This is a genomic window from Amycolatopsis sp. NPDC101161 (genome assembly GCF_044768185.1).
GTDB lineage: Bacteria > Actinomycetota > Actinomycetes > Mycobacteriales > Pseudonocardiaceae > Amycolatopsis.
On the sequence record NZ_JBIWPI010000001.1, the window covers coordinates 823217 to 835529 of the forward strand.

Below are 12313 nucleotides of genomic sequence, written 5' to 3' on the forward strand. Positions count from 1 at the left end.
CAGAGGACGGTCAGGTGTCCGTCGTTCGTAGGGCGGCGGTGGCGGCGGGGTGCGGGTCGGACAGGGCGTCGGCGGGGAGGGAACGCAGGCCCTCAGCCGAAGTTCGGCCCAGTGCGGTCGCGGCGTTGGCCCGGACGCGGGGCCTGGGGTCGCGCAACGCCTCGGTCAGCAACGGGAGCGTTTTCTCGTGGGGGATCCGCCCGAGCGCCGCGGCTGCGCGCGATCGGACAAGCTCGTGCGTCCGGCGAGCTTGCGGACACGCCGCTCTTCGGTGGTCAGCAACACCTGCACCAAGGTGGGCGCGACCGAGTCGTCGGCCAGGCGGGCCAGGCCGGTGAGGGCGGTGTGGACGTGCCGGCTGTCGCAGGCGGCGGTCAGCCGGCCGAGCGCGCGGTGATCGCCGTGCTTGGCCAGCATCCGGTAGGCCCGAGCGCGGACGACGGGGTGGACATCGTCGGCGGCCTTGAGAGCGGCCGGAGTCGCCACCGGGCCGCCGATCCGGTTCAGCGCCAGCAGGGCGCTCTCGCGAGTGCTTCCAGCTTGCCCAGCGCTTCCACCACGCGCAGCGACTGGTAGCCGTCGGACTCGCGCAGGACGTCGATGAGCGGTCCGGTCGCTTCGGCGACGCGCAGGTTGCCGAGCACTTCCGCGACGGCGAAGCGGCCCGGGCGGCGGTAGCGGAGGTGCTCGATCAGCACCGGCGCGACGCGTAGGTCGCCCGCACGGCTCAGGGCGCGGGTGATGTCGTGCGCGGCGCCGTGGTCCACCTGACCCAGTGCGTCGGCGAGGACGTCCAGTCGTCTCGGCGATGCGCTGGGCGGCGGCGCGGCCGAGCCAGGCCCGGTCGCGGTCCGTCTCGTTCAGCAGCGCGACCAGCCGGTCGAACACCTGCTCCGCGGACTGCGCGGTGAGGCCTTCCAGGGCGGCCTGCACGTCGTCGGCGGCGGGGTCGGACAGGGCCTGCACGAGGACCGGCTGATGGGCGGGATCGTGGCCGGAACTGAGGGCTCCGACCGCGATCGCGCGGACCAGGCTGTTCGGGTGGGCCGCCAGGGTGGTCAGCCAGGCCGGGTCGGCGCTTGTGCGCCTCGGTGTGCTCCGGCCAGTTTTCCGGCTCGATCAGTTCGGGGTCGGCCGGCCGGGCGACCAACGCGTCCAGTATGTCCGGCCGTACCAACGAAATTCGCCCACCGGATCATCGGCTGGCGGCGAAGTACTTTTCGGCGGCTTCCAGCCGCGGCACCGCGACGCCCAGCCGCCGTGCTTCCGCCAGGGTGTCCCGGCAGACGTCTCGCGGTTCCTCGGCGTCCGGGTCGCAGTGCGTCGCGAAGCTCATGCGTACCAAGGCGAAATGTGCGGTCAGCCAGGCGAACGCGGGCGCCGTCAGCCAGGTCGGTGCGCGATAGCCCAGCATCGCACCCCGGTGCCGGCGCAGGTCGATCCCGCGCGCCTCGACCAGCGGCAGCAGCTCACGGGTGGTCAGCAGCGCCTCGCGCAAGTCGCCCGTCGCGCCGGCCAGGTCGGCGAGCGAGCCCCGTCTCAGGCCCTGCGCGTGCAGGCCCGCGTTCGCCGCGAAGTGGAGCCACAGCCAGCCGCGGAAGTCCGGCCGCTCCCGCACCCGGAACCCGGCCGCGCGAAAAGCCTGACGCACAGCCAGTTCACGCTCGGTCGGCGGCCGGTCGATGGTCCCGAAGACGGCGGCGGGCAGCATCGTCGCGCGGAGCACGCCGTCCGCGCCGAACCCGCCGCCGGACTGCGGGAACCCCCACGCGACCCGGTCGGCGGGAAGGTCGCCGATCGCGGCCAGCGGCTCGGCCCAGACGTTGCCGAACACCAGCACCGTCGCGTTGCCGATGCGCGGCGCGAGAAAAGCCGCGGCCTCGGTGAGGCGGTGGTGCTGCACGCTCAGCACGATCAAGTCGAAGTCGTGGCCGTGCGCCAGCTCCTCGCGGTAACGCACCGGCCACGTCCGGACGACGCGCTCACCCCGGATTCGCTTCCGCGCGTCGAGCAGGTCGAGGTCCATCGCGTCCCCGTAGGCCGCCGCGCGGCCCGGCCGGACGTAGAACTCGACGTCGTGCCCGGCCTGTTCCAGCGCCCAGCCGTGCACCGCGGCGATCACGCCACGGCCGAACATGAGGATCTTCACGCGCACCTCGTCGGCTATGATGAAAGTGGAGGTCATCTCCATTTCTCAACGTAGGGAGGCGAGCGCCGGTTGTCAACGGAAGGCAGTGCGGGCAAGCCGCTGCGCGCCGACGCTCGGCGCAACCGCGAGGCGGTGCTGGCCAAAGCCCGGGAGATCTTCGCCGCCGGGAGCTTCTACGACCTGCGCTTCGACGACTTCGCCCGGCTGGCCGGCGTGGGCACGGGCACGCTGTACCGCCATTTCCCCACGCGAGAAGCGCTGGCCGAAGCCGTCTACCGCAACGAAGTCGCGACGCTCTGCGGCCGCGCCCGCGAGCTGCAGGCCACGCTGCCCGCGGCGGAGGCATTGGCGACCTTCTTGCGGGGCATGGTCGGTTACCTCGCCGCCCACCACGGCCTCGCGCGGACGCTGGCCACGCTCATGACGACCGGATCGGACGTCCTCGCCGAAGGCAGCCGGGCACTGGAGCAGGCCGTGACCGATCTGGTGGCCGCCGCCGTGCGGGACGGCCATCTCCGCGACGACGTGCCTGCGGGTGCCGTGATGATGGCCCTGCACGGCATCGGCGCGGCGCACGACCGCCCGGATTGGCGGGCCGAGGCCGACGGCGTGATCACCCTCGTGCTCGACGGTCTGCGCCGGTCGCGACCGTCGTGAGCGTCAGCGGCGCTGAAGGCCGCGTGAGTCACCAGCTCCTGGCGATCGGCCGAATCGTGGTCAGAGTTTCGGCTTGCCCGGCTGGTAGAGCCAGGTGTGGAAGAACGAGTCGAGGTCGCGGCCGGTCAGGCGCTCGACGAACTGGATGAACTGCCGCGTCGAGACGTTTCCGTACCGGTTGGCCGTCGGCCACTGCGTGAGCACTCGGAAGAAGGCGCGGTCGCCGATCTTCACGCGCAGCGCCTGCAGTGCCATCGCGCCGCGGTTGTACACCAGGTCGTCGAAGATGTGATCACGTCCGGGGTCGGCGACTTCGCCGCTCCAGTCCTTCTCTCCGGCGTACGTTTTCGCGAAGGTTTGCTGCACGGGAACGTTGTTGAACTTCTCCTGGTAGAGCCACTCCGAATAGGTCGCGAAGCCTTCGTTGAGCCAGATGTCCGACCAGTGCACCGGTGTGAGGCTGTCGCCGAACCACTGGTGGCCGAGTTCGTGGGCGAGCAGGTCGCCGTCGACCTCGCTGGCGCTCTGGTCGTATACTGGCCGGCTCTGCGTCTCGAGGGCGTAGTCGACACCGACGTCGGCGAGGATGCCGCCGGTCGAGTCGAACGGGTACTGCCCGTACACCGAGGATTCCCACTGGACGATCTGCGCCGTGGTCTGGTTGAACACCTGGCCCTGACCGGGTTTGGTGTCGATCGACTTGCCGATCGCGGTGATGTTCGGCAGGCCGCCGGCCGTCACGCCGCGGGTGACGTCGTAGTCGCCGATCGCGAGCATGCTCAGCTCGCTGGCCATCGGCCGGTTCACGGCCCAGCGGAAGGTGGTCTGGTGATCGTGCGTGGTGGTGGGCCCGGGTTCGCCGTTGGCCAGCACGGTGAGTCCGGTCGGGACGGTGATGGTCTGGGTGTAGGTCGCTTTGTCGTCGGGGGTGTCGTTCACCGGGTAGTAGGTCGCCGCGCCGATCGGCTGGTTGAGCGCGACCGCGCCGTCCTTGGTGGCGACCCAGCCGGAGAGGCCCAGTGCGGGGTCGTCGATCTTCTGCGGGACGCCGGCGTAGCTCACCGAGACGACGAACGTGCTGCCGTTCCGCAGACCGCGCGGCGGCGTGATCACCAGTTCCTGGGCGCCGCTGCGGGTGAAGGCGGCGTTCTGGCCGTTCACCGAGAGCCTGCTGATCGTCAGCGGCCCCTGGAAGTCGAGGTCGAAGCGAGAAAGGTCCTGGGTGGCCGTGGCGAGGATCGTCGTGGTCGCGTCGATCGCCCCGGTTTCGGGGTGGAACGCCAGCCGGATGTCGTAGTGGCCGACGTCGTAGCCGCCGTTGCCCATGTCGGGGAAGTACGGATCTCCGGCGCCCGGCGCACCGGGGGAGTACCGCGGTGCACCGGGCGCCGCATCCGCTGCCGGGCTCGCCGCGGCGAGCAGGCCGGCGGACAGTGCACAAGAGATGATCACCAAGTGGCCACGGCCACGGTTGACGCCTCGCATCGGTCCTCCTCGGCAACCATCGACGCTGAAGAGTAGGACCGACCCGACACGCGGATCAAGCCTGGTGCGGGCGGTGCCCGGCCGAAAGCGGACGAGGTTCGATGCCGAGCCGTTCGGCCTGAGCGCGTGTTCGTGAATGATCACGCGAATGCCACGGCGACCAGGTGTGTAGCCTCGGCAGCTATGAGCTGGCTGCCCGACGACTTCGTCCACCCCGTGTACACGCCCGTGCCCGGCACCGAGCTTCACCTGCGGCCGATCCGCGAGGCGGACACTGCTCTGGATTACCCCGCTGTGATGGGTTCCCAGGAGCGCTTGTGGAGGATCTTCGGTCCGGCCTGGTCTTGGCCCAAGGAGACGATGACCTATGAAGAGGATCGCATCGACCTGCTGCGGCACGAGAAGGAGATAGCCGCGCACCAGTCGTTCAACTATGCGCTGCTGGACGAAGAGGAGACCGCGATCCTGGGCTGCGTCTACATCGACCCGCCCGAGCGCACCGGTTCCGACGGCGAGGTGGCGTGGTGGGTGGTGGACGACCTCGTCGGCAGCGAAGTGGAGCGTGCGCTCGATGCGTTGGTGCCGCAGTGGATCGCCAGCGATTGGCCCTTTCGCCGGCCTCGCTTTCTGGGCCGCGACATCACCTGGCAGGACTGGCTCGCGTTGCCGCCCGTCTCGTGACACGTCCTAAGCGGTGACCGGAGGCCGGGAAGCACCTGCGGAGTCGGCCGAGGTCGTTGGGTGTGCGGGTGCACGAACGCCACGAGTCATACGGGCGACCTCGACGCGGCAGAAGCGGATACCGAACGTGCGTCCGTCTTCGGGATACGAGCGCGTGGGGATCAGCGCAAATGTCGTTGCGTGTCGACCTATCGCCGGTGAGGACTGATATCCATGCTCGTCCTGGAGCCGGTGATCGACGCGGCCGACGCGGCCGGTTTCACCCTCTGGCCGACCACCGCCCCTGCCGGGCGCTCCTTGATCCGCGTGTCGGCGGGTATGTCCGTACTCGACGTCGGCACCGTGATGGCCGTCTTGCATTCTCGGTGTTCTGATGCCGCTGCCGCACATCCAGATGACGTTGTCGCCGCGCTCCGGGCAATCGTCGAGACCGACTGCTTGATCGCCTCGGGTGGTCTGCTGGCCCGTGAAACGCAGACGGGAGTCGTCATCCCGCCGAGTTGCTGCTGCGGGCTCGAGAGCTGGCGCGAATGGACCGCTGTGCCAGACGGTGGCCAGCCGTGGCTCGGACACAGCCCGGCCCCCTGGGTGGAGCACCTCGACAACGCCGTGCGCATCTGGCCCGACGGCGGCCTCGGCGAGGATCTGCCCCCGATCGAGCGCGCGATCACGGCCCCTTTGGACGTGGTCAGCGCTCAGTTGCACACCGCACACCAAGACCTCCTTGGCTTCCTGGACGCGGCCACCCGATGGGCACGCGACCTCGCCCCCGGCTTGGCCGTGAACCTGGTGGCCAAGCTCGACGGCAGTTTCGCGATCGCCGGACAGTGAACCGTCCGAGGTGGCGCGCCCCACTTTTCCGCGGTCGACGCCGTCACGAACGCACACCCCGCATCGAGGCACGAGTCCCTTTCGCGCACGTCGAGGCGGCGCTCGTCCGGACTCCCCGTTGCTATGGGTGGTTCGTCTCCAGCACCAGTACTGTCATGTCCAGAAGTCGTTGGTAGTACTCGCGACCATGGGCATCCAGCCCGGGGATGACCCGATTGAGCCGCTGTTCGCATTCGGCGAGGACGGCCAATCCGCGGTCGTCCGCGAGACCTTTTTGTTCCAGCCAGACGGAGAGACAACCGGCTGCGGTTGCGTCAAGCATCACCATGTCGATGCCTTCCACGTCGGCACCCCGCCACCGGCGCGGGAACGGCGCTTTGCGGTGGGCCTCGAAGAGCGTTGTGACTGCTGTCCGCCTATCCGTGAGATCCTCCGGCTTCCCTCTCTGCTTCACACGAAGCGATGGTACGGGCGCACGCTCTTCGGCATGAGCGGACATCGCAGCACGCGCCACATATGACAAGCTTGCACCGCAGGCCCTTGCCACCCGTAGGCAATCGGCGCTGGGACCCGGGTTGCGATCGATCGACAGCGAGGCAGGCGATGGGCGAAGGCGAATCGGTGAGGCGGAACGGAAAGTACTTCGTCGGCACTTTCGTTCTATTCCTCATCATCTCGTTCACCGGTGTCACCTTGATCCACCAGCAGGAACTCCGGACGTGGTGGCCTCTCGTGGCCGGTGCGCTGGCCGCCGTCGTCGGGTTGGCGTGCCGGCGGGTTCTCCGCGGCCGGAGCGGCGGCTGAGCCTGCCGATCAATGCTCTTCGTGGCCGAGCCGTTCGGCTAGGAAGTCCAGGATCTCGTCTCTGGCGCGCAGCGTGGGGTGTCCGTGCTGGTCGACGAGGTGAGCCGTGACGACGCTGTGAGCGCAGCCGACCACGTCACGGAAGAACGGGGGTGGCGCGGGGTTGGCCGTCTCGCCCGGGATGACGCGTCCGTCGAACGCGTCGCCCAGGAGTGCCCGGTAGGCGGCGAATCGCCGGCCGGTGCACCACCGGTCGTTGTCGAAACGGTAGGCGAGGACCTTCAGTCCGTCACGCTCGATGCGCTCGCGCACCATCGCAGCGTCCTCGTCGCTGATCTCCAGCCCGGCGGGGTCGTCCAGTGGCAGCGAAGGATGATTGACCACCGGCGCGATGACAGCCGGTTCGAGTGTCATGGTGAGCGCGAAGTTGCCGGTGAAGCACAGCCCGATCGCGCCCACACCGGGCCCGCCGCATTCGGCCATGGCGGTCCTGGCCAACCCTCGGAGCCAGACCGTGACCGGGCTGGTGCCGCCACCGGCGAACGCGCGGAACTCGGCGCTGACGCAAGCACGGCGGACGACCCTCTCGCCGTCGGCGACGGTGGGGTAGGCGCCGTCGACGCCGAACAGCGACGGCAGGTAGACCGTGAATCCCGCGTCCCGAATCCAGCGCGCCAATCGGACGACGTCCGGGCTGATGCCGGGCATCTCCGGCATCAGCACGACGGCCGGCCCGGACCCGCCGACGTAGACGGTCTTGCTGACGCCCTCGATGTCGACCAGCCGCTTCGAGAAGTCCGCGAGAGCGTTGTCCGCTCGTGGTTCAGTGATCGCCATAGCGGCATCGTCGGGCCGGAGTGGCCGGTCCGGCCAGTGGCGAGATCGCCACATGTCTGGGTAATCTCGCCATCATGGTGGCTCCGCTTCGTGTCGGTGTGCTCGCCTACCCAGGCTGTTTCGCGTCGGAAGTCTTCGGAGTTCCCGACCTCCTCACGATGGCGTCGCACATCGCCGCGCCCAGCGCGACCGGGAATCCGCTGTACGCCGTGTCGATCCTGTCGCCGCGACGGCGCGTGGTTGCGGCCGGCGGCGCGGCGATCGCGGTCGTGCCGGTGCGGCAGGTCGATGTCCTTGTCGTACCCGGGTTCGAACTGCACCCCGGACTCGACCTGGACGCGACCCTCACGTCGCTCAGGCCGGAGATCGAAGCCATCCGATCCAGTTCGCAATCGGGAGTCGCGCTGGTTTCGATCTGTGTCGGCGCGTTCCTGCTGGCGGATGCCGGCCTGCTCGACGGGCGGGAGTCGACGACCTCGTGGCTGTTCGCCGACCGGCTGGCAGACCGGTGTCCCGGCACCGCCGTCAGGCCGGAGAAACTCGTGGTCACCGACCGTGGGGTGACGACGACCGGCGCGTTCAGCGCGATGTACGACTTCGCCCTCGGCCTCATCCGCGAGCACAACGGCAGCCGCGTCGCCCGCGCCACCGCGCGCGTCGCGCTCGTCGACGACGCGCGGTCCAGCCAGGCTCCGTACGTCGACAGGGAACTGTTGCCGGCCACCGGAAGCCGGTTCTCGCAAGGCGTCAAACGCTGGCTGGACCAGAACATGCGCGAGCGCTACGACCTCGGGCTGCTCTCCGCGACGTTCCACGTCAGCACGCGAACGCTCCTGCGGCGGTTCCGCGCCGAAACCGGCCAGACCCCGCTCGGATACCTGCAGGCGGAGCGGGTGCGCAAGGCGAAACACCTGCTCGAGACCACCGAGCGGACAGTCGCCGGCATCGCCGCCGACGTCGGCTATCGCGACCCGGGGGCGTTCAGCGCCATCTTCACCCGCCTGGCCGGGCACCGGCCACAGGACTACCGCGCGACATTCAAGGCACCGGCCGGACCCGGATGACCTGACGCAGGGCGGCCCGGCGCAAGCAGATCGTCGCGGCAACGAGCCGGGCTGAACCGCGTCTGGACCGAGGTCCAGAACCCCGAAGTCGCCGACTGCGGCATCGCGTCTACTCCGTGAACATGGTCAGCGACCGAACTCGGTCGAAGCGCCGGGCGGCGAGGTCTTCGTGGCGGATCAGGAAGCGGCCGACGTGGACTTGGTCCGCCAGCTGGAACTGGGCCAGCGGTATCCACTCGCTCATCAGCCGGGTCGTCTCCTCCTCCACGAGCCGGTCGCGGTCCGGCACGTCATGCGCGATCGAGTCCTCCGCCATGCCGTACTCGGCGTTTTCGCCGATGCCCAACTCCATCGAATAGCCGCCGAGGTAGAGGTCGGCGCCTGTGGTCACCTGCGGCCAGAGCTCGTTGAACAAGGTGCGGAGATCTTCGAGGTGGGCGGTCTCGCCTACCTGCAGCTGGACGACGTCCGACTCGAACTCGAGGTTCCCGGGTTCGTCGAACCAGCCCGGCATCTCCGGCTGGACCAGAGCGACGAGGTCGGACCGCGGCGGGAGGAAACCCGATTCGAACCAGTCGTCGTCGTGGGGCGGTGGCTGTTCGATCTGCACGGTGGCGGTGCCGGCCGGAATGTGGACGACCCGTGCGAACTGGTGCTCGTCGTGCGCGTGCAGAGCGTGCTCGTGCGCCAAGAAGAACAGCAGCGACCCGTCCGCCGGGAGCTCGAGGCCGTCGGCCCGCGGCAGCTTCGCGCAGTCGAGCGAGGCGATGAACGGAAGCGGCAACCGGCCCAGGCCGCTGATGTCGGCGTACGGCCATTCCGTGCCGGTCGGCAGGCGGGGCAGCCCGCCGTTCTGTCCGGCCACGCCACCGTGCCGCTCGGCCGATCCGATGCCGTACCGGTTGGCGTTGCACACCCAGATCGCCACACGGAGAAAGCGGCCGATCCGGTCGGCCGCTTCGGACGGGATGCCGCGCTCGATCGCCGTACTCCGAAGCTGTTCGAGATGGTTCATGGCCGAGCACTCTGGCACATCCGCCGGTGAGCACCCGGACCCCGGTTCTGGAAGACTGAGCCGCGTGTGGAGGGGCAAGTCCGGCCGACGGTCCGTGATCGCGGACGCGATCGTCGTAGTGGTTCATGAATCGGTTCTGTTCATGAGGGCGATGTCGCATCGACGCGAAAGCATGTGCGACGAGTTCTTCCCCGGCTGTGACTACCAGCAGCAGATCCGTGAGCTGGCGGACGTGTGCGACAACCTCGTGCCCGGGTTGCGGCCGAATGGTCCACGCCGTCCGCGGGACGCGTTGCAGTTCACCTGGGACAGTCGAAGTCGGCACCAACAGGACTGGATCCGGCATTGCCTCGCCGTACGCGGGGTCCGCGTCGAAGACTTGATCTCGACGGCACCTGGCCGGCGTCGGGTGATGCCCGGCTGAGCAGTCCCTGCCGTACCGGCGATCCGCTCTTCGGCATGAGCGTGCGTACCGGCGAGCGACCTATGAGCGGCATGCGGGAGCTCGCGCACGCCTTTCAATTCCGGTGCCTGCGCGAGAGCACACGGATGTGACGCCCGTTAGGCTCCTGAGCATGACTCGAGGCTTCGACGCGGCGATGCGGTCGATGCGCAGCCGTGATCGGCAGCGGCAGGAAGAGGGCTTCGCCCAACTGCGCGCCCACGCCGCCGAGCACATCGCCGGATTGATCGAGCAGTTCGAGAACGAAGGGCAGGACCATGGGCTGCGCCGATGGCTGCTGGAACTGATAGCAGGGGCCGAATCCCCAGCCGCGCTGCCGGTACTCACCGCTCAACTCGACAGCGCGGACGAGTCACTGCGCCGATCGGCAACCGCCGGACTGACGCGACTGACCACTCCCGAAGCACGATCCACGCTCTGGCGTGCGCGAGCCAACGGCACGATCACCTAGCCGGGACCACGATCCATGGCTAGGCCCTGACAGCCGCCGACCGTGCTCATGTGCCGCTTGCCGTCGAACCCCGTTCGGGTCACATCCTGATCTTGGTGCGCCAAAGCGGCGCCGGCTTCGCTCAAGGTGGTCTCTTGCTTCGTGCTCTGCCGGGGGGTCTGTATGCGTTGTCGGGAAGGCCGGCGATAGCAGGTCGTGCAGGACGTAGCCGCATTTCTGCGCGACCCGGCAGGAGGCTGGGTTGTTCTTCGCGTGCAGCAGGTCCAGGCGACGCAATCGGACGAGCGCAGTGCCCACTGCGGCGTGATCTCCAGAGCCCGGGGAGCGATGCCTTGCCCCGGGCCTCGGCCGCTGTCCAGTAGCCGGCTTCCGCCACGCCGGCGGTCGCCACCGTCATGCCTATGTGGCCGAGGGGTGTTGACAAGTCTTGATGTATATACAACAATATTGCCATGAGTAGTTCTTCGGTAGAGGAGATCGTGACCGACTGCCTGGCGGTGCGCGTCCGGCTGATCGGCCGGGCTCTCACGAGCCTCTACGACAGTGCCCTCGGTGGCCACGATGTGACGATCGCCCAGGTCAACCTGTTGGCCGCCCTGGGCATGGTCGGTCCGTGTGCGCCCTCGCAGCTGGGTGAGGTGCTGCAACTGGAGAGGTCCACGGTCAGCCGGAATGTCAATCTGCTGCTGAACCACGGCTGGATCGAGGCCCTGTCGTCGGATGCGAAAGGGATACGTGAGGTGGAGCTCACCCGTGCCGGCCGGGCCAAGATCGAGTCCGTGATGCCGCAGTGGCGGCAGGCTCAGCGGCAGGCCACGGAACTTCTCGGAACGGCCGGTGCGAATGCGATTCAGGCGATCGCGAGCAATATGGGCTATCCGCCTGGCAGCTAGACGAACAGGGTTGGCTCAGCCGTGTTTCACTGACCACGTGTTGTATATACATCAAGAAAGGGAAGGGCATGAAATCTCATTTCGCGGGTAAGGTGGTACTGGTGACGGGGGCGTCGCGAGGAATCGGCAGGGCCGTCGCCCTGGCGTTCGCCCGGGAGGGGGCGCGGCTGGTGCTGGCGGCCCGCTCGGCCGAGCACCTTGCTCTGGTGGAGAAGGAAGTCCGCGAACTCGGTTCGGAGGCGGTGTCAGTACCGACCGACGTGACCGACCACGACGCCGTAGCGGCCTTGGTAGACGGCGCGATCACGCGATTCGAGCGAATCGACGTGCTGGTGAACAACGCGGGAATCGGCAAGGTCGGCACGGTCGACTCGACGGCATTTGCCGACAACGTCCAGCAAACACTACGAGCGAGCCTTTTCGGCGCGATCGACGTGACGCAACGCGTACTCCCGATATTTCGACGGCAAAGGTCGGGCGCGATCGTCAACATGTCGTCGGTGATGGGACGCAAAGCGTTCGCCCGATTCGGCTCGTACGCGATCGTCATGCACGCGGTCTCCGCGTTCTCGGACAGCCTTCGCCAAGAAGTGGCCGGCGACGGTATCCGGGTCTCGGTGATCCATCCCGCCCTCACCGCCACCGACCTGCTGCGCGAGGCCGCGGAAACCGAGATGCCTCCGCCGTTCCGGCACATGACTCCGCTGTCCGCCGACGCTGTCGCGCGAGCTGTGGTCACCGCGGTCCGGCGCGGGAAACGACGGGTCGTGTTGCCGCGCACGGCCAACATGCTGCTGCTCGGGGAGGCTGTGTCACCCCGCGTCGGCGACCTGATCGCCACCGCGCTGATCCGGCGGCCCATCGCCAGGGCCCTGGGGTTGAGCCGTGGCAGGACATACCACGAAACGATCTCGAGTCGATGAGGACTCTGATGGTCGTCGGCGGGCGCCTCGTTCAGGCCGGACGTGGGGCCGCGGGTGCGA

General features: G+C 68.5%; 17 protein-coding genes and 1 pseudogene. 9 read left to right on the forward strand and 9 right to left on the reverse strand.

Annotation, left to right across the window (positions count from 1 at the left end; translation table 11 throughout):
* Window positions 1–10: 10 nt before the first annotated feature.
* The 5 genes and pseudogenes from ACIRSS_RS04025 to ACIRSS_RS04045 form a co-directional block, all read right to left on the reverse strand.
* Window positions 11–196 (reverse strand): HEAT repeat domain-containing protein, encoded by a 186-nt coding sequence (locus tag ACIRSS_RS04025; protein ID WP_400893378.1) that lies wholly within the window; start codon window positions 194–196, stop codon window positions 11–13.
* Window positions 166–486, reverse strand: coding sequence for a HEAT repeat domain-containing protein (locus tag ACIRSS_RS04030; RefSeq protein ID WP_400890244.1), 321 nt, complete (start codon window positions 484–486; stop codon window positions 166–168). The genes ACIRSS_RS04025 and ACIRSS_RS04030 overlap by 31 nt, the downstream gene beginning before the upstream one ends.
* A 17-nt stretch (window positions 487–503) precedes the next feature.
* A complete protein-coding gene (locus ACIRSS_RS04035) occupies window positions 504–767 on the reverse strand; it encodes a hypothetical protein (protein WP_400890246.1) in 264 nt (87 codons plus the stop codon).
* A 76-nt stretch (window positions 768–843) separates the two neighbouring features.
* Window positions 844–1062, reverse strand: a pseudogene (locus ACIRSS_RS04040) (HEAT repeat domain-containing protein); the annotation flags it as partial.
* A 133-nt stretch (window positions 1063–1195) separates the two neighbouring features.
* On the reverse strand, window positions 1196–2149 hold the full coding sequence (locus ACIRSS_RS04045; RefSeq protein ID WP_400893380.1) for a ketopantoate reductase family protein: 954 nt from the start codon (window positions 2147–2149) through the stop codon (window positions 1196–1198).
* Window positions 2150–2218: 69 nt separating this feature from the next.
* Between ACIRSS_RS04045 and ACIRSS_RS04050 the strand changes: the two genes are divergently transcribed.
* Window positions 2219–2806 carry a TetR/AcrR family transcriptional regulator gene (locus ACIRSS_RS04050; protein WP_400890247.1) on the forward strand — a complete coding sequence of 196 codons (588 nt, stop codon included), beginning with the start codon at window positions 2219–2221 and terminating at the stop codon, window positions 2804–2806.
* A gap of 60 nt (window positions 2807–2866) precedes the next feature.
* On the opposite strand, the gene ACIRSS_RS04055 is transcribed toward ACIRSS_RS04050, so the two are convergent.
* Window positions 2867–4291: a M1 family metallopeptidase gene (locus ACIRSS_RS04055; RefSeq protein ID WP_400890249.1), complete on the reverse strand. Its 1425-nt coding sequence runs from the start codon at window positions 4289–4291 to the stop codon at window positions 2867–2869.
* A gap of 183 nt (window positions 4292–4474) precedes the next feature.
* Here ACIRSS_RS04055 and ACIRSS_RS04060 point away from each other — a divergent pair, with 183 nt between their 5' ends.
* Together ACIRSS_RS04060 and ACIRSS_RS04065 are read left to right on the forward strand one after the other, a co-directional pair.
* Window positions 4475–4972 carry a GNAT family N-acetyltransferase gene (locus tag ACIRSS_RS04060; RefSeq protein WP_400890251.1) on the forward strand — a complete coding sequence of 166 codons (498 nt, stop codon included), beginning with the start codon at window positions 4475–4477 and terminating at the stop codon, window positions 4970–4972.
* A gap of 213 nt (window positions 4973–5185) precedes the next feature.
* A complete protein-coding gene (locus tag ACIRSS_RS04065) occupies window positions 5186–5803 on the forward strand; it encodes a hypothetical protein (RefSeq protein ID WP_400890253.1) in 618 nt (205 codons plus the stop codon).
* 121 nt (window positions 5804–5924) lie between these two features.
* Here the strand turns inward: ACIRSS_RS04065 and ACIRSS_RS04070 are convergent, their stop codons facing one another.
* On the reverse strand, window positions 5925–6146 hold the full coding sequence (locus ACIRSS_RS04070; RefSeq protein WP_400890255.1) for a hypothetical protein: 222 nt from the start codon (window positions 6144–6146) through the stop codon (window positions 5925–5927).
* A gap of 260 nt (window positions 6147–6406) precedes the next feature.
* Between ACIRSS_RS04070 and ACIRSS_RS04075 the strand changes: the two genes are divergently transcribed.
* A complete protein-coding gene (locus ACIRSS_RS04075; RefSeq protein WP_400890257.1) occupies window positions 6407–6607 on the forward strand; it encodes a hypothetical protein in 201 nt (66 codons plus the stop codon).
* Window positions 6608–6616: 9 nt separating this feature from the next.
* Here the strand turns inward: ACIRSS_RS04075 and ACIRSS_RS04080 are convergent, their stop codons facing one another.
* Window positions 6617–7444 (reverse strand): dienelactone hydrolase family protein, encoded by an 828-nt coding sequence (locus ACIRSS_RS04080; RefSeq protein WP_400890259.1) that lies wholly within the window; start codon window positions 7442–7444, stop codon window positions 6617–6619.
* 20 nt (window positions 7445–7464) lie between these two features.
* On the opposite strand from ACIRSS_RS04080, the gene ACIRSS_RS04085 reads away from it, so the two are divergent.
* A complete protein-coding gene (locus ACIRSS_RS04085) occupies window positions 7465–8508 on the forward strand; it encodes a GlxA family transcriptional regulator (RefSeq protein ID WP_400890261.1) in 1044 nt (347 codons plus the stop codon).
* Between the two features lie 109 nt (window positions 8509–8617).
* On the opposite strand, the gene ACIRSS_RS04090 is transcribed toward ACIRSS_RS04085, so the two are convergent.
* Entirely contained in the window at window positions 8618–9523 is a 906-nt protein-coding gene (locus tag ACIRSS_RS04090) for a DUF1963 domain-containing protein (RefSeq protein WP_400890263.1), read from the reverse strand.
* Window positions 9524–9617: 94 nt separating this feature from the next.
* On the opposite strand from ACIRSS_RS04090, the gene ACIRSS_RS04095 reads away from it, so the two are divergent.
* The 4 genes from ACIRSS_RS04095 to ACIRSS_RS04110 all read left to right on the forward strand — a co-directional run bounded on the left by ACIRSS_RS04095 (window position 9618) and on the right by ACIRSS_RS04110 (window position 12253).
* On the forward strand, window positions 9618–9947 hold the full coding sequence (locus ACIRSS_RS04095) for a hypothetical protein (protein WP_400890265.1): 330 nt from the start codon (window positions 9618–9620) through the stop codon (window positions 9945–9947).
* A 151-nt stretch (window positions 9948–10098) separates the two neighbouring features.
* Complete coding sequence (locus ACIRSS_RS04100; protein ID WP_400890267.1) at window positions 10099–10437, forward strand: hypothetical protein; 339 nt, start codon at window positions 10099–10101, stop codon at window positions 10435–10437.
* Between the two features lie 452 nt (window positions 10438–10889).
* Window positions 10890–11330 (forward strand): MarR family winged helix-turn-helix transcriptional regulator, encoded by a 441-nt coding sequence (locus tag ACIRSS_RS04105; protein WP_400890269.1) that lies wholly within the window; start codon window positions 10890–10892, stop codon window positions 11328–11330.
* A gap of 101 nt (window positions 11331–11431) precedes the next feature.
* Window positions 11432–12253 carry an SDR family NAD(P)-dependent oxidoreductase gene (locus ACIRSS_RS04110; protein WP_400890271.1) on the forward strand — a complete coding sequence of 274 codons (822 nt, stop codon included), beginning with the start codon at window positions 11432–11434 and terminating at the stop codon, window positions 12251–12253.
* Window positions 12254–12313 lie beyond the last annotated feature (60 nt).

What these genes read in the sequence shown, in the direction of transcription:
- ACIRSS_RS04065 (WP_400890253.1), top strand. Translation starts at nt 5,186, where the DNA reads ATGCTCGTCCTGGAGCCGGTGATCGACGCGGCCGACGCGGCCGGTTTC.
- ACIRSS_RS04080 (WP_400890259.1), bottom strand. Translation starts at nt 7,444, where the DNA reads ATGGCGATCACTGAACCACGAGCGGACAACGCTCTCGCGGACTTCTCG.
- ACIRSS_RS04105 (WP_400890269.1), top strand. Translation starts at nt 10,890, where the DNA reads ATGAGTAGTTCTTCGGTAGAGGAGATCGTGACCGACTGCCTGGCGGTG.
- ACIRSS_RS04060 (WP_400890251.1), top strand. Translation starts at nt 4,475, where the DNA reads ATGAGCTGGCTGCCCGACGACTTCGTCCACCCCGTGTACACGCCCGTG.
- ACIRSS_RS04075 (WP_400890257.1), top strand. Translation starts at nt 6,407, where the DNA reads ATGGGCGAAGGCGAATCGGTGAGGCGGAACGGAAAGTACTTCGTCGGC.
- ACIRSS_RS04055 (WP_400890249.1), bottom strand. Translation starts at nt 4,291, where the DNA reads ATGCGAGGCGTCAACCGTGGCCGTGGCCACTTGGTGATCATCTCTTGT.
- ACIRSS_RS04100 (WP_400890267.1), top strand. Translation starts at nt 10,099, where the DNA reads ATGACTCGAGGCTTCGACGCGGCGATGCGGTCGATGCGCAGCCGTGAT.
- ACIRSS_RS04090 (WP_400890263.1), bottom strand. Translation starts at nt 9,523, where the DNA reads ATGAACCATCTCGAACAGCTTCGGAGTACGGCGATCGAGCGCGGCATC.